The sequence below is a fragment of the Shewanella sp. QJM3NY_23 genome (genome assembly GCF_056173105.1).
Genome location: NZ_CM149657.1, coordinates 3,212,629 through 3,237,915, shown reverse-complemented (window position 1 = coordinate 3,237,915; position 25,287 = coordinate 3,212,629). Strand labels below are relative to the sequence as shown.

The 25,287-nt window shown below is 48.3% G+C and carries 21 protein-coding genes and 1 riboswitch; of the genes, 16 read left to right on the top strand and 5 right to left on the bottom strand.

From position 1 onward, the window contains the following. The first annotated feature begins 850 nt into the window (after positions 1 to 850). On the top strand, positions 851 to 2,332 hold the full coding sequence (locus tag AC0VXX_RS14365) for a protein adenylyltransferase SelO (protein WP_475514796.1): 1,482 nt from the start codon (positions 851 to 853) through the stop codon (positions 2,330 to 2,332). 44 nt (positions 2,333 to 2,376) lie between these two features. On the opposite strand, the gene AC0VXX_RS14360 is transcribed toward AC0VXX_RS14365, so the two are convergent. Next, positions 2,377 to 3,042, bottom strand: coding sequence for an SDR family NAD(P)-dependent oxidoreductase (locus AC0VXX_RS14360; protein ID WP_475514795.1), 666 nt, complete (start codon positions 3,040 to 3,042; stop codon positions 2,377 to 2,379). A gap of 458 nt (positions 3,043 to 3,500) precedes the next feature. Between AC0VXX_RS14360 and AC0VXX_RS14355 the strand changes: the two genes are divergently transcribed. Together AC0VXX_RS14355 and AC0VXX_RS14350 are read left to right on the top strand one after the other, a co-directional pair. Continuing rightward, positions 3,501 to 4,487, top strand: a complete 987-nt coding sequence (locus tag AC0VXX_RS14355; protein WP_475514794.1) for a cytochrome-c peroxidase — start codon at positions 3,501 to 3,503, stop codon at positions 4,485 to 4,487. Between the two features lie 498 nt (positions 4,488 to 4,985). Beyond that, complete coding sequence (locus AC0VXX_RS14350; protein WP_475514793.1) at positions 4,986 to 5,273, top strand: sll1863 family stress response protein; 288 nt, start codon at positions 4,986 to 4,988, stop codon at positions 5,271 to 5,273. Between the two features lie 116 nt (positions 5,274 to 5,389). Here the strand turns inward: AC0VXX_RS14350 and AC0VXX_RS14345 are convergent, their stop codons facing one another. Continuing rightward, positions 5,390 to 6,592 (bottom strand): IS256 family transposase, encoded by a 1,203-nt coding sequence (locus AC0VXX_RS14345; protein WP_475514612.1) that lies wholly within the window; start codon positions 6,590 to 6,592, stop codon positions 5,390 to 5,392. A 52-nt stretch (positions 6,593 to 6,644) separates the two neighbouring features. Further along, a protein-coding gene (locus AC0VXX_RS14340) for an IS3 family transposase (RefSeq protein WP_475514792.1) occupies positions 6,645 to 7,720 on the bottom strand; the annotation gives its coding sequence in 2 pieces (ribosomal slippage) (positions 6,645 to 7,468 and positions 7,468 to 7,720; 1,077 coding nt in all). A gap of 116 nt (positions 7,721 to 7,836) precedes the next feature. Here AC0VXX_RS14340 and AC0VXX_RS14335 point away from each other — a divergent pair. Then, positions 7,837 to 8,250: a sll1863 family stress response protein gene (locus tag AC0VXX_RS14335; RefSeq protein WP_475514791.1), complete on the top strand. Its 414-nt coding sequence runs from the start codon at positions 7,837 to 7,839 to the stop codon at positions 8,248 to 8,250. Between the two features lie 236 nt (positions 8,251 to 8,486). On the opposite strand, the gene metH is transcribed toward AC0VXX_RS14335, so the two are convergent. Beyond that, positions 8,487 to 12,209, bottom strand: coding sequence for a methionine synthase (gene metH, locus AC0VXX_RS14330; protein ID WP_475514790.1), 3,723 nt, complete (start codon positions 12,207 to 12,209; stop codon positions 8,487 to 8,489). Between the two features lie 327 nt (positions 12,210 to 12,536). On the opposite strand from metH, the gene AC0VXX_RS14325 reads away from it, so the two are divergent. The 8 genes from AC0VXX_RS14325 to cobO all read left to right on the top strand — a co-directional run bounded on the left by AC0VXX_RS14325 (position 12,537) and on the right by cobO (position 20,251). Then, positions 12,537 to 13,142, top strand: a complete 606-nt coding sequence (locus AC0VXX_RS14325) for a histidine phosphatase family protein (protein ID WP_475514789.1) — start codon at positions 12,537 to 12,539, stop codon at positions 13,140 to 13,142. 149 nt (positions 13,143 to 13,291) lie between these two features. Continuing rightward, positions 13,292 to 13,462: riboswitch (cobalamin riboswitch) on the top strand. Positions 13,463 to 13,615: 153 nt separating this feature from the next. After that, positions 13,616 to 14,410, top strand: coding sequence for an ABC transporter ATP-binding protein (locus AC0VXX_RS14320; RefSeq protein WP_475517043.1), 795 nt, complete (start codon positions 13,616 to 13,618; stop codon positions 14,408 to 14,410). Beyond that, positions 14,410 to 15,474 (top strand): FecCD family ABC transporter permease, encoded by a 1,065-nt coding sequence (locus AC0VXX_RS14315; RefSeq protein ID WP_475517042.1) that lies wholly within the window; start codon positions 14,410 to 14,412, stop codon positions 15,472 to 15,474. The genes AC0VXX_RS14320 and AC0VXX_RS14315 overlap by 1 nt, the downstream gene beginning before the upstream one ends. 38 nt (positions 15,475 to 15,512) lie before the next feature. Then, positions 15,513 to 16,541: a nicotinate-nucleotide--dimethylbenzimidazole phosphoribosyltransferase gene (gene cobT, locus AC0VXX_RS14310; protein WP_475514788.1), complete on the top strand. Its 1,029-nt coding sequence runs from the start codon at positions 15,513 to 15,515 to the stop codon at positions 16,539 to 16,541. Positions 16,542 to 16,602: 61 nt separating this feature from the next. Beyond that, a complete protein-coding gene (locus AC0VXX_RS14305; RefSeq protein ID WP_475514787.1) occupies positions 16,603 to 17,370 on the top strand; it encodes an adenosylcobinamide-GDP ribazoletransferase in 768 nt (255 codons plus the stop codon). After that, complete coding sequence (gene cobU, locus AC0VXX_RS14300; RefSeq protein WP_119977659.1) at positions 17,367 to 17,894, top strand: bifunctional adenosylcobinamide kinase/adenosylcobinamide-phosphate guanylyltransferase; 528 nt, start codon at positions 17,367 to 17,369, stop codon at positions 17,892 to 17,894. Before AC0VXX_RS14305 ends, cobU begins: the two co-directional genes overlap by 4 nt. Positions 17,895 to 17,913: 19 nt before the next feature. Next, positions 17,914 to 19,464: a cobyric acid synthase gene (locus AC0VXX_RS14295; protein ID WP_475514786.1), complete on the top strand. Its 1,551-nt coding sequence runs from the start codon at positions 17,914 to 17,916 to the stop codon at positions 19,462 to 19,464. Between the two features lie 109 nt (positions 19,465 to 19,573). Further along, positions 19,574 to 20,251 carry a cob(I)yrinic acid a,c-diamide adenosyltransferase gene (gene cobO / locus AC0VXX_RS14290; protein ID WP_373317383.1) on the top strand — a complete coding sequence of 226 codons (678 nt, stop codon included), beginning with the start codon at positions 19,574 to 19,576 and terminating at the stop codon, positions 20,249 to 20,251. A 527-nt stretch (positions 20,252 to 20,778) separates the two neighbouring features. On the opposite strand, the gene AC0VXX_RS14285 is transcribed toward cobO, so the two are convergent. Beyond that, positions 20,779 to 21,738, bottom strand: coding sequence for an integron integrase (locus AC0VXX_RS14285; RefSeq protein WP_475514785.1), 960 nt, complete (start codon positions 21,736 to 21,738; stop codon positions 20,779 to 20,781). Positions 21,739 to 22,941: 1,203 nt separating this feature from the next. Here AC0VXX_RS14285 and AC0VXX_RS14280 point away from each other — a divergent pair. From AC0VXX_RS14280 to AC0VXX_RS14265, 4 genes are all read left to right on the top strand, one after another. Next, positions 22,942 to 23,154 (top strand): hypothetical protein, encoded by a 213-nt coding sequence (locus AC0VXX_RS14280; protein ID WP_475514784.1) that lies wholly within the window; start codon positions 22,942 to 22,944, stop codon positions 23,152 to 23,154. A 415-nt stretch (positions 23,155 to 23,569) separates the two neighbouring features. After that, the gene (locus tag AC0VXX_RS14275; RefSeq protein WP_110457298.1) at positions 23,570 to 23,776 is read left to right on the top strand and encodes a zinc ribbon domain-containing protein; all 207 of its coding nucleotides are present in this window, start codon (positions 23,570 to 23,572) and stop codon (positions 23,774 to 23,776) included. A 190-nt stretch (positions 23,777 to 23,966) separates the two neighbouring features. Continuing rightward, positions 23,967 to 24,212 (top strand): Rho-binding antiterminator, encoded by a 246-nt coding sequence (locus tag AC0VXX_RS14270; RefSeq protein ID WP_475514783.1) that lies wholly within the window; start codon positions 23,967 to 23,969, stop codon positions 24,210 to 24,212. Between the two features lie 214 nt (positions 24,213 to 24,426). Beyond that, on the top strand, positions 24,427 to 25,245 hold the full coding sequence (locus AC0VXX_RS14265) for a cobalamin-binding protein (protein ID WP_475514782.1): 819 nt from the start codon (positions 24,427 to 24,429) through the stop codon (positions 25,243 to 25,245). The last annotated feature ends 42 nt before the right edge of the window (positions 25,246 to 25,287 follow it).

The window sequence follows — 25,287 nt, the reverse complement described above, 5'->3', positions numbered from 1 at the left end:
CTTCAGGAGTGAAGGTTAACAACAAGATTGTCGAATAAAAATCGCTAAATAACGCTTATTTTATTCTAATTTATCGAATGAATAGGGTTGGTAATCGGTGCCAGCGGTGCCATTACCGGGTTATTTGGCATGTTCTTAATCTGGTTCCGTATCTTGCTTGCCTTTAAGTTTATGGCTTACGCATGGTAGGGTGGCCAATTGGGCGCATATTGGTGGCTTTGTCGCGGGCTCGCTATAGGCACAGCGTTGAAATCAAAGTTGATGTAAAATAATCCACTGCTGGGGATGATGAATGCGCAGTGGTGAAGATAGCCCGCTAGTGTAAGTCCTTTTTAAGGTGGCATAAGCCTCATCATCTGATGGGGATTTTTTCTGCATCAAGCAAAGCGGTTTAACATTCGCCCCCTTGGTTTTAATAGGGTAAACCGCAGCAGATGGGAAGATTTAGAGCCACTATAAGTCATCTATTTGGCACTTATTGGCTGTCAATGATAGCAATCTATTGAAATAATTATTTTTCAAATGGTTCGGCGCTAGGGTTCTTACGCTTTAATAGTGAAATGCTGTTCTCTTTATCAAACGGTTCGCGCTAAAATAGGATGAAATTTAGACCGAATTTGCCCCATTTAAATCACGGCTGGGAGTGACTCGGTAAAGGTTAAGCATAATGGATCAGGGCTGTCGGTGGGCTACAGATTATCATATTTGACTAACAGGTGGCATAAACCTATGCTGGTGTGGCTTGTTATTCTGATATTACAGTGCCTTAAGCTAAATACAGCCTTGAATTGAACACAGTCTTAAATTGAATATTGATTCAGATTGGTTCTAGCATATGGATATATAGACCATGAAAAAGATCGCCATAGACTTAGGATTAAACTTCGATAACAGTTTCGCTAAACAGCTTAGTGGCTTTTATGTCGCCTGCGAGGGCGATGTTGCGCCAGCACCTGAGTTGGTGAAATTGAATACGGCCTTGGCCAAACGCATCGGGTTAACCAATGAGGATGCTGCGCAGTTAGCCCAAGTGTTATCTGGCAGTGTGAGTCCGTTTGGGGCACTGCCTTTGGCGCAAGTCTATGCAGGGCATCAGTTTGGCGGCTTTACTCCGCAATTGGGCGATGGCCGCGCCCTGTTACTGGGCGAAGTGCTAGATACAGAGGGACTGCGCCTCGATCTGCAGCTAAAAGGTTCAGGGCCGACCCCGTTTTCTCGCGGTGGCGATGGCAAAGCTGTGATGGGCGCAGTGCTGCGCGAATATATCCTTAGCGAAGCTATGCATGCACTTAATATTCCCACCACCCGCGCCTTAGCCGTTGTCGCCACCGGCGAGTCGGTGAGACGCGATATGTTACAGCCAGGTGCAGTGCTGACCCGCATCGCATCGAGCCATCTGCGTGTCGGCAGTTTTCAGTTTTTTGCCGCTCGCGGTGAGCAAGACAAGGTTAAGCAGCTGGCCGATTATGCGATTGCCCGCCATTATCCTGAGCTCGCTCAGAGTGAGCACCCTTATTTAAACTTTTTACGTGCGGTGCGTAATAACCAGGCCAGCCTTATTGCCAAATGGTTGCTAGTGGGGTTTGTCCATGGGGTGATGAATACCGACAATATGACGATTAGCGGCGAGACAATCGATTATGGTCCGTGCGCATTTATCGACTATTACGATGCAGACAGTGTCTTTAGCTCTATCGATAGAGAGGGGCGTTATGCTTATAGCAACCAAGCGGCGATAGGCCAGTGGAATTTAGCACGCCTAGCCGAAACCTTGTTACCGCTTATCGATGAGTCACAATCTGTGGCAATCGAATTGGCAACGCAGGCGGTGACCGAGTTTTGGGATGTGTTTAAGCACCATTGGGTTAATGGCATGCGTGCCAAGCTAGGTTTATCTACCGAGGAGGTTGGCGATCAGGCGCTGGGCGAGCAGCTACTCGATGCGATGGCGGGGGAGAACGTCGATTTCACTAATCTGTTCCGCCAACTGGCAAGCGATTTAGCTCATCAACGCAATGACAGCCAAAAGCTATTTAACAATGCCGATAAGTTTAACGTTTGGCGCGGGCTGTGGCTGGCGCGTATTACGCAAGATCCGTTAACGATTGAGCAGAGCGTGATACTGACGAATAGTGTTAATCCCCTTTATATTGCCCGCAATCATCAAGTTGAACAGGCCATAGAAGCGGCGCAGCGTCACGGCGATTATCAACCTTTTGAGCGTCTAGTTAAGGTATTAGCCACGCCCTATACCCCGCAAGAGGGCGCCGAGGATTATGCCAAGCCTGCTCCCGCAAGCTTTGGTTCCTTTGTCAGTTATTGCGGCACCTAAAAGGGGTGTCTCAGGCGCCTTGCCGAGCGCGATTGGGGGACTGATTACCCCCGTTGAATGGTGATATCTGAGATATAGCCATGTTCGCTGGCGGTAAGCGCCTGTTTTAACATCCCCGCCGCTTCCTTGGCCGACATAAAACTAGACGTATCTAGTGTTTTACCGCTGCTCGGCCAAAAGTCGGTGTCCATGCCACCAGGATACACCGCGATAAGTTTCATCGGACTGTTTTTAAGCTCTAAACGTATCGATTCAATAAAGCCACGCACTGCCCACTTAGCAGCGCAATAAGTGGATTCGCCAGCTTTAGCGGCAAGGGCAGCGGTTGACATCACTATTACCACGTTGATTTTCTGATCTTTATAGCGTTTAACTAGCTCACGTACTAACAGTATGGTGGAGGTGACATTGTTCTCCAGTAATGTATTTATCTCTGTAGCTTGTTGAGTTTCGATGGCACCAAAATAGCCGCTGCCTGCGCAGTGGATCACAGTGTTTGGCGTGCAGGCAGAGAGCTTATCAAATAGCATGGCGACACTGGCTTCATTGGCCAAGTCGGCTGCGATAGGGTGGATATTGGTATGTTGTTCGCTTACGGCGTGTAGGCGCTCTGTCGAGCGACCACTAATGGTGACAGTGTGTCCCTCTTCGGCATATTGCGTTGCTAATGCAGCGCCCAAGCCACTACTGGCACCGGTTATTAAAATCATCAGTCTACTCCACTCTTTATAAAACACTAGGTTAAAAGTATTGGCCTAAAAGTACAGGGTTAGGGCTCGAGGAATCGGATTACGGCATTATCTCGACCATTATGCACATTATTGAGCGTTGAGGGTACAGATTAAGTGAGTCAAAAAAGAGAGTAAGACAGGTTTGCTAGGCTGCATGTTTTATCAGGTATAACGAAGGAATAAGATACGAGGGTAGCTAAGATGCTAGCCTAATAGACAAGAGTTTGCCAAACTGTTTAATACTGGTGTTTTTTATGTATTACAAAAACCAAAACAGCCAGTCAACATAACTTTTTTGTCAAAATAAACAGTGACTTGCGTCTCATGTTTAGCATCCAGATACACGATAGACTTAATCGGAAATTACCGTTTAACTTGCGGTAATGCTTACCCTATTATGACGGCCATTTAGCCATACAAAAGGTAGGTGTATTTTCATGATTAAGTTAACCCCTGTTGCCATAATACTTGCTTCTATATTATCCATGTCAGCCGCTTCGGCCAGTGAACCTATTGAGCCGATAAAACCTGCGGTGATCACTAACCCGGACAAAGTTGAACTCGGCAAGATGTTGTTTTTTGAGCCTAGACTCTCTATGTCGGGTTTTATCTCTTGCAACTCATGCCATAACCTCTCGACGGGTGGCGTCGATGCTCTGCCGACCTCGATAGGTCACCATTGGCAAGAGGGGCCAATTAATTCGCCGACAGTGCTTAATGCTGACTATATGCTGGCGCAGTTTTGGGATGGCCGCGCGGCCGACCTAAAAGCTCAAGCGGCAGGCCCTATTGCTAACCCTAAAGAGATGGCTTACAGCCACGAACTGGCGATAGATACCATCGCCTCTATGCCGGCTTATGTGGCGCGTTTTAATCATGTTTATGCCTCAGATGAGGTGAATATCGATCGCATTACCGATGCCATAGCCGCGTTTGAAAAAACCTTGGTGACACCCAACAGCCCGTTTGATCTGTATTTGACTGGCAATGCCGATGCCATAGATGCCGAGGCGAAAGCTGGCTATCAGCTGTTTAAAGATAAAGGCTGTGTTAGCTGTCATAACGGCCCGGCCGTTGGCGGCACCATGTACATGAAGATGGGGTTGGTGAAGCCATTTCATACCGACAATCCAGCACAGGGTCGCAAAGCGGTAACAGGTAATGAAGCCGACAAGTATGTCTTTAAGGTGCCAACGTTGCGTAATATCGAACTGACCTATCCCTACTTCCACGATGGCAGTGTGTGGACGCTTGAAGAAGCGGTCGACACCATGGCTGATATCCAGTTGGGACAAAAGTTAAGTGAAGATGAAATTAACCAGATGGTCGCGTTTTTAAAGACATTAACTGGCGAGCAGCCACAAATTGTCCTGCCGATATTGCCGCCATCTAATGCTAATACACCGCGCCCAGCTCCATTTTAAAACCATGTTTTATATATAGTACCGCAAGAGTAAGACAGTTGAAACAAGCCTGATAAATACATTGAGCAGGCTTGTTTTTTGTATTGAACTCCCACTATAACTTATAGGTTTTATTGTTTTTTCTATTTGTTATCTTTGGGGTTGATATTTTAATTTGTTTGTTTTAAAAGGTTTTTATTTTTTCATTGCTTTGATTTTATTATTATTGAACTCTACGTTAACTTTTGTTTAGTAATTTGATTTATTGAGTTTTATAGGCTAGTGTTAATTACTCATTCAATGAGTTTTAAAGGAGACGCAATGTATTTAAATGCTCCCTTCTCTATCCCATCTGCAAGGTTATTTTCGAATATCCTTTTATCTGTAAAAGTTAGCAATTTCTGATATCTCTGTTAATTTCAAATCAAAAGTATCATCGAGTTTATAAACGTAATATGAAGCAATTTATTCTGCTTCTTATCGTTATTTATAATTATTTTTATCGTGAAGGAGAACGCTATGAGTATGAAACAAGCATATGAAAAGAAATTACGGGCTCAATTGAACGAATGGAGCGCAGAGATAGATAAGCTCAAAGCCAAAGCAGACAAGGCTGAAGCCGAGGCTCAAGTTGAGTATTATGAAAAAATTGAAGAGCTACGGACAATGCAAAGGGATGTCGCTAATAAATTAATCGAACTCGAAGAGTCTAGTGATGATGCTTGGGAGGATATTAAGGCGGGTATCAATAGTGCGTGGGATTCACTCGATGGAGCACTGAAGTCAGCGGCGCAGAGATTCAAATAAGCGCAGGTGTTCGTTTTATCTGCACTTCGACTGGTAATCCTCCCATTTTTAACTGCAATTAAAAATAGAAGTTAGGCAGCCATCGAGGCCGTTCAAAATTCTGTGTCAGGCTAAGTTTAAATCTCTAGCACGCTGTCTAAACGTCCTTCAAAATAAATCGCTAATTGAGATAAACAAAGGCTCCAATTGTGAATGGGCATTGTCCATTTATTCGATGCGTTCAATATGCCAGTATAAAGTAGCTTCAACAAGCTATTTTCATTAGGAAAAGCGCCTTTAGTTTTGGTTAATTTCCTAAATTGACGATGAACTGCTTCCACCGCATTGGTGGTGTAAATCACTTTTCTGATGTGCTCTGGATACTTAAAGTAGTGCGATAAATTTTGCCACTTTCGGCGCCATGATTTGATAACTAATGGGTAAGCATCCCCCCATTTAACCTCCAGCTCATCTAACGCTAACTCCGCCGCTTCCTTGCTCACAGCGCGATAAACACACTTTAAATCGGCCATGAACGCTTTCTGATTTTTCGAGGCGACATACTTCATTGAGTTGCGTATTTGATGAATAACGCACAGCTGCGTCTCTGTGTTGGGGAAGATACTGGCGATGGCTTCAGGAAACCCTGTCAGACCATCAACACAGGCGATAAGGATATCTTTTACACCGCGATTATTAAGATCGGTCAGCACAGATAACCAGTAATTAGCCCCTTCATTTTCAGATAAATGCAGGCCGAGTATTTCTTTTTTACCTTGCATATTAAGGGCTAGTAGGGTGTACACCGCCTTGCTGATATAACGCCCGTCCTCTTTGACTTTGTAATGTATCGCATCGAGCCAGACAATCGGATAATGGCTGTCTAGTGGGCGCTGTTGCCAAGCCTTAAGTTCAGGAATGAGTTTGTCTGTGATAGCGTTAATGGTCGCGTTAGAGACATTAATGCCGTACATTTCTTCGACGTGCTGATTGATGTCACGGTAGCTCATCCCCATGCTGAACATCGACAGCACTTTGCGATCGATTTCATCGGTGAGCGTGGTTTGATTCTTTTTAATCAACTGAGGCTCAAAAGAGCCATTTCTATCGCGAGGTGTGTCTAACTCAAAGCTGCCAGAGGGATGCTTAATCGTTTTAGCCATCTTACCATTCTTGCGATTAGGCTGTTCATCCTGGGCCAAATGCTGCTCAAGTTCGGCTTGCAAGGCAGCTTCGGTAAGTTGTTTAATCAATGGGCCAAGAATACTGTCTTTGCCTGTGAGGCTTTTACCGGCTTGAAGATCTTTAAGGGCTTGTTCAAAGTTAAAAGGTTGAGTCATGTGTCATTCCTGTTTTTGTACAGTTTACTGAAATGACACAGAATTATGAACACTACCCAGCCATCAGTGGTGGCCTGCCGTTATTAGCTTTATGTGGTCTTTCATGATTGTAAAACCATAACCACTTAGTTGCATAGTCCTGCACCTCTTTAATTGATTCGAACAGGTACTTGCTGAGCCAACTGTACCGAATTGTTTTGTTATGTCGTTCGATATAAGCGTTTTGTTGTGGATTACCTGGTTGAATATATTCAATTCGAATATTCTGGCATTTAGCCCACGTTGTAAACTCAGTACTGATAAACTCAGGGCCGTTGTCACAGCGAATAACTGTTGGCTTAGCTCGATACTCAAATACCTGCTCTAGCGCTCTAATAACCCTTACAGCAGGAAGTGAAAATCCTGGTTCAATCACTAAAGCTTCACGCCGATAATCATCTATGACATTAAATAATCGGTAATTTCGACCATCTGATAACTGGTCATGCATAAAGTCGACAGACCATACTTGGTTAGGTTTTATCGGCTCTTTTAGTGGTTCCGGTGCATTTCGTTTGAGTCGACGTCTTGGACGAATACGCAGGTTCAGCGCTAGCTCACAGTAAATTCGGTACACTCGCTTATGATTCCATGGCTTGCCTTTTACATTACGTAAATAATCGAAGCACAGACCGAAGCCCCAATCACTTTCATCTTCGGTCAGCTTAATTAGCCAATTTGAAATCTGTGTATTTTCCGCCGATAATTTTGCTTGATAACGAAAGCATGTCTCACTGATAAAGAAAGCCGAGCAGGCCTTACTAATACTGATGTTGTGGTTAGCCACCGCAAACTGAGCGAGTTCTCTTCGCTCACAGGGCTTTACCACTTTTTTGCCATAGCTTCCTGAATGATTTCAGCTTTAAGACGCTCTTCTGCGTACATTTTTTTAAGTCGCCTATTTTCATCTTCTAGCTCTTTCATCCGAGCCATGAGTGATGCATCCATTCCCCCATATTTAGCACGCCATTTATAAAACGTTGCACTGCTCATACCGTGCTCTCGGCAAAGCTCAGGTGCGGGCGTACCAGCTTCAGCTTGCTTCAAAATCGTCATAATTTGACTATCCGTGTACCGCGACTTTTTCATATAGAACCTCCTGCGTTTAACTTACGAGAAAACTCTACTTTTAACAGCTGTTATTTTTCGGGGGGATTACCGTATTAGCCGCCGTAATGGGGATTTTACCGTTGAGTTATGTGCCAATGAGTTATGCACAGACCGATAATGACAAGGCGAGTGAAAAAACTTCGATTGAAGATATTAAGAAAGAAACCCAAGAGATGCTCAAAACGATTGGTGCATACAGTGCCGATAAGCGAGATAAAGCGGTGGAAGAAGTCAAAGCGAGCCTTGATAAGTTAGATAAGCGCATCGATGCGTTAGAGGCGAAGACAGATAAAAATTGGGATGAAATGAGTGCAACCGCGCGCCAAGATGCCCGCGAAAAGCTCAAAGCACTTCGTAAGCAACAGAATAAAGTTGCCCAGTGGTATGGCAGCATGAAATCCAGCTCAGCCGATGCATGGGATGAAATGAAACAGGGGTTCTCTGATGCCTATAAAGATTTGGAGAAGTCTTGGGAAGAAGCCGAAAAAGAGTTTGAGTCTAAAGAATAACTTGGCTTAAATAAGGTTACTTTACCCACCCCACAATTTGTTCGTGGGGTGGGTTTCTCACCCATCTAGATGATGGACTTGCGTCTGAGGCTCTAGTGGGCTTCCGATCCATAACAGATGCGACTTACCTCGGCCGTAAGGCCGTATGGGTTAGTGAGGCGAAGCCTCAGTACTAATGTTCAAACGAAGTTTGGGTAATCAAAGGAGTCAAGGTGATGACTCCACATCACTCCCCGTTAAACATCATAATCCAATACTGGTGCTAGCCAGCGTTCGGTTTCCTCGATACTCATTCCCTTACGTGCGGCGTAATCTTCCACCTGATCGCGGCCAATATTGGTCACGCCAAAGTAGCGTGATTGTGGGTGAGCAAAATACCAACCAGATACCGCGGCGGTGGGGAACATGGCGTAGCTTTCGGTGATATTAAGTCCAATGGTTTCATTTGGCTTAAGTAAGTCCCATAACAAGCCCTTTTCGGTGTGATCTGGGCAGGCGGGGTAACCCGGTGCTGGGCGAATACCTTTGTATTTTTCGCGAATGAGTGCCGTGTTATCGAGATCTTCATCGGCGGCGTAGCCCCAAAACTCTTTACGTACTCGCTCATGCATGCGCTCGGCGAAGGCTTCGGCCAGACGGTCGGCTAAACATTTGAGCATGATGGCGTTGTAGTCATCGTGGTTGGCTTCGAAACGGGCAATATGCTCGTCGATACCATGACCTGCGGTGACGGCAAAACCGCCCATGTAGTCGGCCACGCCTGAGTCTTTAGGGGCGACAAAATCAGCCAAACAAAAGTTATCGTTGCCTACGCGCTCTATCTGCATCCGCAGGTGGTGGGTCGTCATCTCCACTGTTGTGCGGGTTTCGTCGGTGTAGAGCTCAATGTCGTCATGGTTAACGGTATTGGCAGGGAACAGGCCGATAACGGCTTTGGCGGTAAGCCATTTTTCGTCGATGATCTGCTTAAGCATGGCTTTGCCATCGGCGAATAGCTTACGGGCTTCTTCACCGACCACCTTGTCGTCCAAGATTTTCGGGAAATGGCCATGCAGTTCCCAGCTACGGAAAAACGGGGTCCAGTCGATACGCTCGACTAAGTCTTCCAATGGGTAGTCATCGAACACCTGACGCCCTAGTTGATTAGGGACAAATGGGGTGTAATTGGCCCAATCGTGCTGGCAGCGGTTGTCGCGCGCGGCGGCAATGGGGATGATCTGTTTGCGTTTTTCTTGTGAGTTACGCTTGTCGCGCATCATCTGATATTCATCATAGGTGGCATCGATAGTGGCTTGACGCGTCTCATTGCTGATAAGTTTCGATACCATAGGCACGGCGCGTGATGCGTCGGCAATATAGATGGCGCCCGTTGGGGCGTGGGGCGCGATTTTAACCGCGGTATGAATTTTCGAGCAGGTCGCGCCGCCAATGATCGACGGGATAGTAAGCCCCGCCTTATGGAAGGCTTTAACGTTGTGCACCATCTCATCGAGACTCGGGGTGATTAAGCCTGACATGCCGATGATATCGACATTTTCCGCCTTGGCGACCTCGATGATCTTCTCAACGGGGACCATCACCCCAAGATCGATCACCTCATAGCCATTACAGGCCAGCACCACGCCGACGATGTTCTTACCGATATCGTGCACGTCACCTTTAACAGTGACCATCAAGATTTTACCGTTAGACTGACCTTCGACTTTTTCCAGTTCGATATAGGGGTTTAAGTAGGCGACCGCTTTTTTCATTACTCGCGCCGATTTGACCACTTGGGGCAAAAACATCTTGCCCGAACCAAAGAGATCGCCGACCACGTTCATGCCATCCATGAGCGGCCCTTCAATCACATCCAGTGGCCGAGTCGCCTGCTGTCTTGCTTCTTCGGTGTCTTCATCGATAAAGTCGGTAATGCCTTTCACTAGGGCATGGGCAAGACGTTTGCTCACCTCCCAGCTGCGCCACTCTAAATCTTCTTTCTTAGCCACTTGGCTGCCATCACCGCGAAACTTCTCGGCGACCTCAAGTAGTTGCTCGGTGTTATTTGAATCTGCCACTGGGCAGGGCAGGTTTTGCACTACCGCTTCAACGCGCGCTTTTAACTCGCTGTCGATATCGTCATAAATCGCCAGCTGACCCGCGTTGACGATACCCATGTCCATCCCCGCTTGAATCGCATGATAGAGGAACACGGCATGAATCGCCTCACGCACCGGGTTGTTACCACGGAATGAGAACGACACGTTCGATACCCCGCCCGAGATCATCGCGTGGGGTAGGGTGCGTTTGATCTCACGCGTGGCTTCAATAAAGTCGACAGCGTAGTTGTCATGCTCGTCAATACCGGTAGCAATGGCAAAGATGTTGGGGTCGAAAATAATATCTTCTGGCGGGAAGCCCACCTTATCGACTAACACCCGATAGGCGCGGGTACAGATCTCGATCTTACGTGCCTTGGTGTCTGCCTGACCTTGCTCATCGAACGCCATGATGATGGCCGCGGCGCCATAACGTTTAACCAATTTGGCGTGGTGAATAAATTGCGCTTCGCCCTCTTTCAACGAGATGGAGTTGACTATGCCTTTGCCTTGAATGCACTTAAGGCCTGCCTCTATCACCTCCCATTTAGAGGAGTCGATCATAATCGGCACCCGGCTGATATCGGGCTCAGAGGCGATAAGGTTAAGGAATTTCTGCATCACCTCGACGCCGTCGAGCATGCCTTCATCCATGTTGATGTCGATGATCTGGGCGCCGTTTTCTACCTGCTCACGTGCGACGCTGAGGGCGGTTTCATATTCGCCATTTTTGATCAGCCGTAAAAAGGCAGCCGAGCCGGTGACATTGGTGCGCTCGCCCACGTTCACAAACAGCGAGTTGGCATCTATGGTCAGTGGCTCAAGCCCCGACAAGCGGCAAGCCACTGGGATGTCGGGCAGCGCTCGCGGCGCATGGGATATAACCGCCTCGCGAATGGCGCTAATATGGGCCGGTGTACTACCACAGCAGCCGCCAATAATGTTTAAAAAGCCCTCTTGGGCCCACTCACCAATAACGCTTGCCATCTCTTCGGGGCTTTCATCATAGCCACCAAACTCATTAGGCAGCCCCGCATTGGGGTGCGCCGACACATAACATTCGGCAATTTTTGACAACTCTTGCACGTAGGGGCGTAGCTCTTGCGGGCCAAGGGCGCAGTTAAGGCCAATCGACAGTGGCTTAACGTGGCGCAGCGAGTTGTAAAAAGCTTCGGTGGTTTGCCCTGTGAGGGTGCGGCCCGAGGCATCGGTGATGGTGCCTGAGATCATGATGGGCACGCGCAGCTCAAGCTGTTCAAATACCGTTTCTATAGCAAACAACGCGGCTTTGGCGTTGAGGGTATCGAAGATGGTTTCCACCATGATGATATCGGCGCCGCCTTTAAGCAGCGCCTCAATCGACTCAATATAGGCATCGACCAGCTCATCGAAGCTGACATTACGGTAACCGGGATCGTTAACATCTGGGCTAATCGAGCAGGTGCGGTTGGTGGGGCCAAGTACCCCGGCAACATAACACGCGCGCCCCGTTTCTGCGCTGACTTCATCGGCCGCGGCGCGGGCAAGGCGTGCACCTTCAAGGTTAATTTCAACAGACACCTCCTGCATCTCGTAGTCGGCCATGGCGATACGAGTGGCGTTAAAGGTATTGGTCTCGATGATATCGGCGCCAGCGAGCAGGTACTGTTTATGGATATCTTTGATAATGGCTGGCTGAGTCAGTACCAGCAGATCGTTATTACCTTTGACATCGCAGGGCCAGTCTTTAAAACGCTCGCCGCGAAAGGCGGCTTCCTCAAGCTTATGATCTTGGATCATGGTGCCCATGGCACCGTCGAGGATTAAAATACGTGATTCGAGCTGCTCGGTGATCTGCGCTGTTATCTGTCTTATTGGGGTAACAGGGGGTCGGGTCGCCATAAAATTCTACCTATATCCTACTCGATGCATGTTCACTACTGCCGATGCAGTGCGACGAGGGTGTGATCACCCTGCTATTATTTTTAGATGTATAAACGTATAGACGTCTATAGCAATTGCTATAGTAAGCGACTTATTAGGCTTAGGGCAAGTCAAAAGAGTATCAGTTTTCCCCCTCGTTAGCCCAGTGGCTTATAGGCTGTCGCTTAGCCTGTGGGTGATGTTTGTTTTGGCGCAATTGCAGCCGCGGGGCAGTGTGACCCATATTGCATTGGCGCGCCGTCTCGGCGTATGCTGCCACGGCATGACAAATATCAAGGTAAGCCAATGACACAAACGATTTTTTATTTAATGCGCCATGGTCAGTGCGAGGGCGGTAATGTGCTGCGAGGCCGAAGCGACCTGCCTTTGAGTGAGCTGGGATTTGCCCAGATGCAACTGGCCAGTGCGACTAAATTACCCGAGACGATAGATGCGCTGGTGAGCTCCCCCTTAAGCCGCTGCCAAGTGTTTGCCGAGTATTATGCCAATAAACAGCAGTTACCTTACTCAGTTGAAGCGGGTTTGATGGAGATTGATTTTGGCCGCTGGGACGGTGAGGCGCTTGATACCTTGTTTGCTGAGCATAGCGAGGCGCTTAACGCCTACTGGCAAGATCCTTGGCGGGCGCCATTGCCAGGCAGTGAGCCGCTAGATGTCTTTGAGCAGCGGGTCGAGACCTGTATCGAGCAAGTGTTACATAGACACAGTGGCAAAACCCTGCTGCTTGTCACCCATGGTGGGGTTATCCGCCATTTGATGGGGCTGGCGCTGGGGATCCGCGGCGAAGTGGGCTTCTATACCCAGTTAAGTCTCGATTATGCCAGTGTGGTTAAGTTAAGCCACTTGGTCGATAACGATGGTAAAGGCTATTGGCGCTTACATTTGGGTTAATGCCTAAGCTCAGTGCGCGTTAGTTATCAGCGTTTGTCGTCAACCAGCGCGGCAAATACAAAAGGTGGTTTGCCTCTTAGGGGAAATACCGCATAATAGCCAACAATTTTAGGTGTCTAGCATACAGATGACGCCGAGCGTAAGGTGTTGAGCAGCGACTCACTTAACGTGGGTCGAGTAACTCAAACTTAATAGGGAATTGGGGAGTGACCTAAGGTCATCAGCCCAAACTGTGCCCGCAACTGTGAGTGTGTTGAGTAAGGCAATTGGCCTTGTCTGCAACCACAAGTCAGGATACCTGCCTTACGCTATAGCCTAATGACTCAAGCGGGTGACTTGAGGGAGCTAAAGATGAACAACCGACTTGGGGCGTTAGCCCCGCTTGGCAGCGGCAGGTCGACACCTGCGCGGTCGCAACACACTTTACCCTATTACTTTGCGGCTTGGATGATGAGCCTGTGACGTCAATCCCTATGGCGTTATCTGCCCAACACCTTAGTTGGCACGCGGGCGAGCGCGCCATTTTGGCTGATGTCAGTGTCGAACTGCCCCAAGGCCAAATGCTGGGGATCATCGGCCCTAATGGCGCCGGTAAATCCACCTTACTGCGCTGTCTATATCGTTATTTGACCCCAAGCCAAGGGGATATCACCTTATTTGGCCGAGCGGTGGGCGACTTTTCGGCGCGATCCTTTGCCCAGCAAGTGGCGGTGGTGCTGCAAGACACGCCGCACCATTTTGACATGACCACGGCGCAGCTGGTGGCGCTAGGGTTGACGCCCCATAAGGGGGCGTTTTCGCTCACCAGCGACCAAGACAAGCACGATGTGCGCCGCGCCTTAGCCACAGTAGGTTTAACCGCGTTGGCCGACCAAGGGTATGAGCAACTTTCTGGCGGCGAGAAACAACGGGCGTTAATCGCCCGCGCCATAGTGCAAAAGCCCAAGCTGTTGATCCTCGATGAGCCCACTAATCATTTAGATATCCGTTATCAAATACAGATCTTAGAGCTACTGCGTAGCTTAGAGATGACGGTGGTTATCTCGATCCATGACCTTAATTTAGCCAGCGCCCTGTGTGACCAATTGCTGCTGCTCGACCAAGGCCACGCAGTTGCCCAAGGCCGCCCCAATGAGGTGTTGACCGAGCAGCGTATTGCAGAGGTCTTTGAGGTGTGCTGCCAAGTGAGCCCGCACCCACAACACGGTAATCCGCAAATTAATTACTTTTATGGCTACCATAATGTCACCCAAGGGGAGACGCCATGATGCGCTCGTCCGGATTATCGGCCAGCGAGCGCCTTTGGCGCGGCCTGCTATTGGTCACAGGGTTTGGGGTATTAAGCCTAATGACGCCGCTGTTAGCCGCCAGTTTTGGTGCGGCGCATATCGACTTTAACCAAGTGGTCGATGTGGTGCTGGCCACCCTTGGCGGTGAGCGTCCAAGCAGCGTCACCGCCCGCATTGTGATGGAGCTGCGGATGCCGCGCATCGTGCTGGCGTTTATCGCCGGTTTTGGTTTAGCCATCGCCGGCGCCGTGCTGCAAACTGTGACCCGCAATCCACTGGCCGACCCTTATCTTTTTGGCATCTCTTCTGGCGCCTCCTTTGGTGCCGTAGTGGTGCTTACCCTGTTTGGCGGTGCGGGCGCGCTATCGAACGCCTTATCCATATCATGGCTTGGCAGCGTCAGCCTGCCGATGGGCGCCTTTATTGGCGCCAGTCTCGCAGTGCTGATGGTATTGGCCTTGTGCGGCCGCGCCATGAGCACTCAAATCGAGCGCATGCTGCTTTCTGGGGTGGCGATCTCCTTTATGTTTGGTGCGCTTACCAGTTTATTACTCTATTTTTCGGGCCCTCAGGCGGCCGCCTCTGTGCTGTTTTGGAGCTTGGGCAGTTTTGCCAAGGCCAGTTGGTCTGGCTTGGGGCTGCCCTTGTTGGTGGTGGCAGGCGCAACTGTGATCATATTGCTGTTTAAACGCCAGATAGTTGCCATGAAAGCCGGTGATGAAACCGCCCACACTTTAGGGATCGATGTGCAGCGCCTGCGCCTAGCCATGTTGCTTTTGTGCTCGTTAATCACAGCCGTGCTGGTGGCTAACTGTGGCGGAATCGGCTTTGTGGGTTTGATGATCCCGCATATGGTGCGCCTGTTGCTGCCTGGTCGCTTCGCCTTGTTGACCACAGGGTTGGTGGGCGGGCTGTTTATGATCTGGGTCGATGTATTAGCCCGTTGCTTGCTGAGTTACCAAGAGCTACCTATCGGCATTATTACCGCGGTGATCGGCAGTGTGTTTTTCTTGTTTATTTTAGGCAGCAAGCGCCGCGGCTAAAGACGAGGCCAGCTGCAGACCCGTTAAGGATATAACCCATGTTTAGCGTAACGCCGGTGAACCACCAATTTGATGGCGAGATTCAGCAAAAAATCGATTGTAAAACCAAGCCATTAGGCGCATTGGGCCGACTCGAACCCTTGGCGCTGCAAGTGGCGCAGGTGCTGGGGGCAACGTGCCCGACTATTAAGCAGCCTAAGCTGCTGGTGTTTGCCGGCGATCACGGTATTGCCAGCGCGGGCGTGTCGATTGCCCCTAGCGAAGTGACCACCCAGATGGTGCTTAATTTTCTGCATGGCGGCGCGGCCATCAATGTGTTTTGTGCCCAAGCAGGCTTTGCGATGGAGGTGATCGATTGTGGTATAGCCCATCCAGTTACAGGCCATGAGGCACTTATCGATCAGCGCCTTGGCGCCGGCACGCGCGCGTTTCATCTCGAGGCGGCCATGTCAGCTTCCTGTGTTGAGCAAGGCTTTGCTATGGCGAAGGCGCGGGTGGCCTTGCATCATGACAATGGTACAAATCTCATTGCTTTTGGCGAGATGGGCATTGGCAATACCTCCTCGGCGGCGGCGATTATGGCGGCGCTCTTACCTGTGGATGTCGCCGCTTGTGTTGGGCGCGGCACTGGTATCGACAGCGAAACCTTGCAGCGTAAACAGGCCTTAATCACTCAAGCCATACAGCTGCATCAAGGGCAATTAAACACACCACAGCAGATATTGGCGGCGCTGGGCGGCTTTGAAATTGTGCAGATGACCGGTGCCATGTTGGCGGCGGCCGAGCTGAAAATGCTGATCTTGGTCGATGGCTTTATTGCCACCACAGCCGCATTACTGGCGGTGACCATCGCCCCTGCGGCGCGTGATTACATGATTTTTGCCCATCAATCAGATGAGGCTGGACATCAGTTGATGCTGCAACATCTGCAAGCTAAGCCGCTATTACAGTTAGAGATGCGTTTAGGTGAAGGCACTGGGGCGGCGCTGGCCTTACCATTAGTGCGCGCTGCTGCGGCGTTTTATAACGAGATGGCGAGCCTGCAAGATGTTGGCATCGCGATTTAATCCATTTAACCAGCGATTTAGAACATTGCACTAACAGGGCAAGCGGACGGGAGTGAAGCTGATGCTGCATAAAGAGTTAAGCCTATTTTTGATTGCCATGGGCTTTTTTACCCGCATTCCTATGCCTCGCTGGGTCGAGGTTAACGGCCAGCGGCTCAATCAGGCGAGCCGTTACTTTGGCTTGGTGGGCGTGCTGGTAGGGGCGATAAGCGCGCTGGTTTATACGCTGGCCAGCATGGTGCTGCCCAGCAGCGTTGCCATCATCTTGGCGATGGTAACCAGTGTGCTGGTGACTGGCGGCTTTCATGAAGATGGCCTCGCCGATACCGCCGACGGTTTTGGCGGTGGCTGGACGCTGGCAGATAAGCTCAACATCATGAAAGACTCGCGGGTCGGCACCTATGGCGTGTTGGCCTTAGTGTTTGCGCTGTTGTTTAAGTTTGTGCTGCTCAGCGAAATCGCTCTGTATCAGGCCGATTTAGTGGCGGCGGCGCTGATAGTGGCCCATTGCCTTAGCCGAGTCGTGGCGGCGTCGCTGATTTTTTCTGAGCCTTATGTGCGTGAAGATGCCAGCAGTAAGAGTAAGCCGCTGGCACAATCGCAAACCGTCAATGAGTTGCTGATATTACTGGCCAGCGGAGTGATCACCTTATGGGTGGCGGGCATCGCCAATGCGCTGAGTTTGTGCGCCTTGCTGTTGCTGGTGCGTTATCTGCTTATCCGCGGTTTTAGGCGTCAAATTGGTGGCTACACGGGCGATACCTTAGGCGCGGCGCAGCAGGTGGCAGAGCTTACCTGTTACCTGTTTATCTTGGCCATCACCCTATGATCCATTTGGTATTAGGTGGTGCGCGCAGTGGTAAATCCAGCCATGGTGTGGCGTTGGTATCGCACTATGTTGCCCGCGGCGCCGAGGCGTTATTTATCGCCACTGCCCAGGCCTTTGACGATGAGATGACGGCGCGGATTGCACGTCATCAAGCCGAGCGTGCGGGCGATGAGATTGCGTGGCGCATGCTTGAGTGTCCACTGGATTTAAGTGAATGTTTGGCTCAGCAGGCTCACGCTAAGCAGGTGATCTTAGTCGATTGTCTTACTTTGTGGCTGACCAATCAGTTGCTCAGCGACGAGCACGACTGGCCGCAGGTGAAGGCGCAGTTGCTGGCAACCCTTACGGCGCTCCCGGGCGATGTTATTTTAATCTCCAATGAGGTGGGCAGCGGCATAGTCCCAGCCGATCCCTTGAGCCGGCGCTTTGTCGATGAAGCCGGTTGGTTGCATCAGGCGATAGCGGCCCTTGCCGATGAGGTAACCTTAGTCACCGCTGGCCTGCCGATGCGCTTAAAGGGATAAGCAATAAGATGATGAGACGATGAGTCAATCCAATAACAATGCTATGCAAAATAAAGCCGTGGCCAACGTCTTGATGGTGCAGGGCACCACATCAGATGCGGGCAAGAGCACCTTAGTGGCTGGCCTGTGTCGTTACTTTGCCCGTAACGGGGTCAAGGTGGCGCCCTTTAAGCCGCAAAATATGGCGCTAAACAGCGCGGTGACCGCCGATGGTGGTGAGATTGGCCGCGCGCAGGCGTTGCAAGCGGTGGCCTGTGGCTTAGCACCGCACACCGATTTTAATCCTATTTTATTAAAGCCAAGTTCCGACACCAGCTCGCAGGTGATAGTGCAAGGTAAAGCCCTTTCCCATATGGACGGTCAAGCCTATTTTGGCAAAAATGCCGCAGGGTATCGCACCAAGGCGATGGCAGCTGTGCTCGACTCGCTATCAAGGTTAACGGCGCAGTATGAGCTCGTCATGGTCGAGGGGGCGGGGAGCCCTGCAGAGATCAATCTACGTGAGGGCGACATTGCCAACATGGGCTTTGCCGAAGCGGTCGATTGCCCGGTTATCTTGATCGCCGATATCGATAAAGGCGGCGTGTTTGCCCATATCGTTGGTACCTTAGCCTTGTTGTCCGACTCCGAGCGTGCGCGAATTAAAGGGGTGGTGATTAACCGTTTTCGCGGCGACATTAGCCTGCTGCAATCGGGATTAGATTGGCTAGAAGCTGAGATCAATAAACCTGTATTAGGGGTACTGCCTTATCTAAATGACCTTTATCTGGACGCCGAAGATGCCCTAATGGTCGCGCCGCAAAAATCTACTCACCCTAAGTTTAAGGTGTTGGTATTGGTGTGGCCGCGCATTAGCAATCATACCGATTTCGATGCCTTGCGCTTACACCCTGATATTGAGTTTAGTTATTTAACCGTCACATCTGCGTTTGATGGCACTGCGCCCCAAGCAGACCTGATTATTTTACCCGGCAGCAAGAGCGTGCGCCAAGATTTAGCGACTATGCTGGGTAATGGCTGGGACACATTGCTGCAAACTCATCTTAGGTATGGCGGCAAGGTCATTGGGATCTGCGGCGGCTATCAGATGCTGGGGCTGGCCATTGACGATTCGTTAGGTGTCGAGGGCGAGGCCGGCGAGAGTGAGGGGCTGGGGCTTTTGCCGCTGGTCACCGAATTAACCGCCACTAAGCGTTTGGCGCAGGTATCGGGCGTATTGAATTTGCTAGGCGAACAAGCCAAGGTGAGTGGGTATGAGATCCACTGTGGTCAATCCCAACATTTAGGTCAGGGGCAAAGCCTACTGCGTCTGCGCGCCGATGATGGCAATCATGGGGTTGATATCGAAGATGGCTATTTATCCGCCGATGGGCAGATATTGGGCACCTATCTGCATGGCATTTTTGATCAGCCCAAGGCGTGCCAGCTACTGCTGCGCTGGGCGGGAATGACCCACGCCCCCGCCATCGATATCGATGAGCTTAGGCAGCAACAGTTAGATCGCTTAGCCGATATGTTGGCCGAAAATATGGACATGGATAAGCTGCAGCAGCTTATCGCTGGCGTCTAAGCCCAGTATAAAATGAGCCCAATATAAGTAAGGTGAGCTGAGTATTAGCTTTAAAAATTAACCCAATTACAAGCCGTTACATCACGGCGATACCACACAAGAGACAAAGATGATGACGGATATTAACAAGGGTGAAAACAATCACCAGAGCAGCACTGATAACAGCCCTGAGCGCGATCACGACAGCAGAGAGCAGGATAAAGCCGAGCGTCATAAGGCGCGCCAACAAAAAGTGAAGGCGGCGGTCGATGCCAAAATTGCTCAGGCGCAAACGGAAAAGGGCGTGCTGTTAGTGTTAACCGGTAACGGCAAAGGCAAGTCAACAGGCGGCTTTGGCAATATTACCCGCGCAGTGGGTCACGGCAAAAAAGCCGCCGTGGTGCAGTTTATCAAGGGCAATTGGCCCTGTGGTGAACGCGCCGTATTAGAAAAAGTCGGGGTTGCGTTTCATGTTATGGGCACAGGCTTTACCTGGGAGACACAAGATAAAGCCAAAGACACCGCCGCGGCGCAAAGCGCTTGGGAAGCGGCCGAAACCTTGCTTAAAGACGACAGTATCGACATTATTTTACTCGATGAGCTGACCTACATGGTGAGCTATCACTATATTGAGCTCGAGCGCGTCCTTGAGGCACTTAAAAATAGGCCGCCGATGCAGCATGTGATCATCACTGGCAGGGCGTGCCATCGCGCCATTATTGAGTTAGCCGATACTGTGAGCGAAGTGCAGCCGATAAAACATGCCTTTGAGGCCGGAGTAAAAGCGCAAATCGGGTTTGATTATTAAGTTAGAGAGATGTTTGGACTAGTGAATTAAAGGCTAAGGTACTTTTGCCCCAAAGTGTGCTGGTCTTGGAATGAAGAACGATGACATTTGTTTGAGTAGCGGCTGGCTGTATTTTCATTTATTGAAAGTGTTGAAGGTCGAACCTTCACTGTTATTAATCGCCTGTCCGCCGGGGAATGTGCAAGCGCTCTTTTGGCTCGGTGAGTGAAGCATAGCTTCGTGCTTACGAACGAGAGGCATGGATGCCGAACTGGCTTTTAGGCATGGACGTTGTTCAAGCACGTCCGTGTGGGCTCTGCGAAATCATCCATGATTTCGAAGGCCAAAACCGCGCTTACACTTGGTATCGAACGTTTCTTCGATTTGGCTGCATTTGGTGTGAGTGGCGAGTAGAAAGCTAACTCAGTTTTGCCCCTTTATCATTTAGAACAATTACTCATTCGAACTTTGTGTTTCTGTGTTTACCTTATATTAACTAATGCGGAAAGCAAAAGATAAGGCCCTAGTAACTTGTCTTGTAGTATGCCTTAAAGACTATCAAGAGGGCTTATGACCCCAGTATGATGGCCACCAATCACATGGGTATATATCTCGGTTGTTTTGACATCACTGTGTCCCAATAACTCTTGGATGGTACGAATATCATGCCCTTTGAGTAATAAAGATGTTGCAAATGAATGGCGGAAAGTATGGGCGGTAACGCGCTTATCTATACCACTGTTAGTGGTAGCTTGCCTTAATACTCGTGAAAAAGCCGTTGGATGAATATGGTGTCTGCACACGTAGTTGTCACTTGGGTGCATACAACGGCGGCTAGCAGGAAAGATATATTGCCAATGAAACTTAGAGGCGTTACTGCGGTATTTTCTGATGAGAGAGATGGGCAATGAAGCAAGTCCAAAGCCATCTGACAAATCCGTCTCGTGGAGCTTTTTTACCTGTTTTATTTGTGACTTTAGAGCATCAATCAATCCGTTAGGTAGCATACAAACTCGATCTTTTTGCCCTTTACCTCGGTACACAAAGATAGATTTAGTGGTTAGATCAATATCTTTTACCCTAAGTTTTAGGGCTTCCTTTAATCTTAGGCCTGAGCCAAATAGGATGGCACCAATTAAATAGTGGTAGCCTGACAAATTGCTGATGATCAGTTTTGCTTCTTCGTTAGACAATACCTGCGGTATTCGTTTAGGGGCTTTTGCATAGGGAAATTGTAACTCATTGGGCTCAACTTTTAACACATGGCGACAAGCAAATAAAATGGCACATAGGGCCTGTTTCTGGGTGCTCGCCGACACTTCGCACTCCACTGCTAAAAAACAGAGAAATTGTTCAATCAAAGCGGGGGTTATATCAGCGCCATGACGAATATTGCAATGTCGAATGAAATAGCGGTTCCAATAGAGGTAGGATTTTTCTGTTTGATAGCTGTAATGGCGTACCCTGATCTCTGTCCGTATAGCCTCCAAAAATGTTAATTGCCCCATAACCGTTACCTCACTAGCGTACTGTATGTATATACAGTTATAGTTCAAGTTAAGATAATTACTATGAAAAAGATGCATAAATCGTTTGATTGGCGCATCGATAATACTAACTTTTAAACATTAACTCATTATTATCAATAGTTTGTAATATATATAAAAGTGCTATGCAGACCTCGTAAACACCTATGCATCTTTTTTATCTGTTAAATTGTCATGTTTAACCTGTGTTTTTTTGTTAAAAAATATATTTACAACAAACACTTACAAGTGATATTTTGACGAAGAGACTTACAAGAAAGCAGGAGGTTATCCTGCTGCTAATCAATAAGCTGTTCTTGACCTGCGGTAGACAATTTTTAGCAAAAAAGAAGTGATATTTAAGTCTAGCTGAAGGAATAGATAGAGCCAAACGCGATGGAAGAAACGCCTTTTCTATGGTAGCTTGAAGGCACTTGCCAAGGCTCGTAAAGCGTAGCTTTTAAAGAGACCTGCAATTGACTTCAAGTGAAGCAGCGATGCTTCCCTCACGCCGCAGGGGGCATCAATTAAGCCCCAAGGGTATGGAATATGAACTCACGGATTGAGTAGCGATAACCTCCTCTCTCCGAAAGTAAAGAACAAGCCGTTACACGAGACCTTCGGCTCGTGAACTAGATCGTTATATGTCGCTACCTTTTAGGTTATGTTTTAGTTTTTCATATACGCTTTGAGCACTGTTTTACCATGTTGTTTTCGTAGCTTTTTCTAAACCAAAAATGCTTAAAAGTAACCTCGATTGCGCCGTTACTTTGATTGGTCAAATGTAGAATTAGTCAATCTGTAAATTACGGTGTTTTGGCTTGCTGACTTATGTTTTTTCCATTTCGTCAGCTAGTTTTTGAATTACGGATTTGTAATCTCAAAGGGTGGTTTCACACGTTCGTAAACTGTTTAATTATTAGTTTTGAGTAACTATCGGAGAGTGTTTTCTACGGAGTTCAAAGTTAATACTTAAGTGGCTTTAAATGTTGGTGGTTTGCGTTATCATTCCATTTCGTTATGTACTTGTATTATCAGAGGTTTCAAACTGATCGCGAGCATATAACAAGCACTTTAAACGGAACAAAAACAGTTGGCTACGTTTCGCTCCGCTACACATTATAGCCAACAATTTTTGTCCGCTTAAGTGGGCGTTATAAGTAAATCAAAAGTCAGGAGCTACAAATGGATATTAATGCTACTTCACTAGGTCAAATAATTGCCCTTATTATTTTTATTATGCCGTTAATCTTATCTTTAAAGTCAAAAGCTGTATCCGGTTATCATAAACTGGCTTGGTTCTTTCTGACTTTGTTTTTTTCTTGGTTAGGCTTCCTTGTATTTTATTTTACGATTGTTAAAGCTAAGTCGTATGAAAGTGGTAAAAATCATTCATAGTTATAGAAAATAAATAGATAGAGAAATAAATAGACATATATGGACGCTCCCAGTTAGTCAAGGCTGTACTTCGCTAACCGAGGCAGTTTTGCCTTAGTTTCTATTTGTTCTTGGCTCTCGTTCAGTGCTTATTGATTGACTCTTTCGCTTTAAGCAACGCTTTTAAAAGTAGCGAATACATAGACAGGCATAGTTAATGCTCTAGCCAAAAGAGTTTGCCATCCGCATCATAACACTCACTATTTAGACTCAAATAAACCGTTTTCCTTATTCATAAATAACAATAGGCGTTGAAAGTGTATTTGCTGATGTAGGGCATGACAATGTGTATTGATATTGGTTAGGAACTTAGTTATGTTGTTGATTAAAAACGGCTGGGTATCTATTTGGTAACATTTATAACAAAGGAATTCATATGTCTAAAAATTGGAAATGCCCCAAATGTGATTGTTGTGATTATGATACGGATACTATTGCAACGACGGGAAGTGGTTGGTCTAAAATATTTGATATGCAAAACCGAAAATTTACCGCTGTAATTTGCACTAACTGTACTTATACCGAATTTTATCGCGGTAAGACGAGTGCCTTAGGTAATATTTTCGATCTATTCACTAATTAATCAAAGCTGATAAAAGTTAAGTGGACGCCATCCATGGGCTCAATCTTGTTTGGCTTAACCTTGAAGTCCACCGTTTGGCTCTTTTAAGGGCAATTTCATTTGGCGGTTGCCTCTAAGGTTAGCGTTGGGGACACGTACCTGAAAGTGGTGTTATTCTGCCTACTCTATCCAAGTGAACAGGACGCCGTTTATGATGAGTTGCGCTAATTATGACGACATAGAGATAGTTTGCTTGTTTAATTATCCTGTCGAAATCACATTAAAATCGGGTGAGGTCATCACAGGAAAAGCTATTGATACCGCAAAAAATCATCAAGGTGAAGAGTGCATAAAACTCAAGATTGAACACGATGATTTATTGGTTGTTTTAGACTCGATGGCAAAGCTAACGATTGTCGTTGATAACCCCCATTTTAAGGAAGTTTTATTCGACTAAGTCGGCAGCAGCTTCGCTCAGAAGTACCTGCACATCCCCAGCTCATGCAGGTCTGTTTCCACCACCGAGCGTATAGCGATATACTCCTGACCCAGTAAAAGAACCTATGCAATTGCTTATGTCTGGCTTGGATTGCTGCACCATGAGCAGCTTCTAGCTAGCGGACGAGGATTGAGGTAAGCAGCGCGAAATGCGATTAAAGGATAAGAATAAAATGATAAAAAAATGGATGTTAGCCCTGCTATTAAGCTGGCCTGTGGTGGCATTGGCCGCCCCTGCGAGCAGGATTATTGCCCTGTCGCCCCATGGCGTTGAGATGCTTTATGCCATTGGCGCGGGTGATAATATTGTCGCCACCACAGATCACGCCGATTTTCCCGAGGCGGCAAAGCAGATCCCCCGCATCGGTGGCTATTATGGGATTCAAATTGAGCGGGTGATTGAGCTCAACCCAGACTTAATTGTGGTGTGGGGCAGTGGCAATAAGGCCGAAGAGATTGAGCGTCTAAGCCAATTAGGCTACCCCATTTATAACAGCGACCCTAAATCGTTGACCGCAGTGGCAGAAGATTTACTGGCATTGGGACAGCTCACCGGCCATGAGGCGCAGGCGCAAAAGGTGGCCAGCCAGTATCAGCAGCAGTTGCAACAATTGCGCCAGCAAAACCAAGATAAGCCACAGGTGAAGGTGTTTTATCAGTTATGGTCGACGCCGCTAATGACGGTGGCCAAAGGCAGTTGGATAGAGCAGATCATCGAGGTGTGTCATGGCGAGAATGTGTTTGCCGATGCAGCCAGCGCCTATCCGCAGGTGAGCCTCGAAGCCGTGCTATTGAAGATGCCACAGGTGATTTTGCAAAGCCAAGATAAAGGCAATGTCAATGGGGTAGACTGGTCGAGTTGGCAGGAGATCCCGGCGGTAAAACAGCAGCACATTTATCAACTTAATGCCGATTTATTACATCGCGCCGCGCCGCGCGCTATCTTAGGTATCCAGGCGCTGTGCCAAGCGCTAGATAAGGCGCGCTCATAAAGTGCGGTGATTAACCCCTTGCCCGTTATTTGCTAAAAGGAA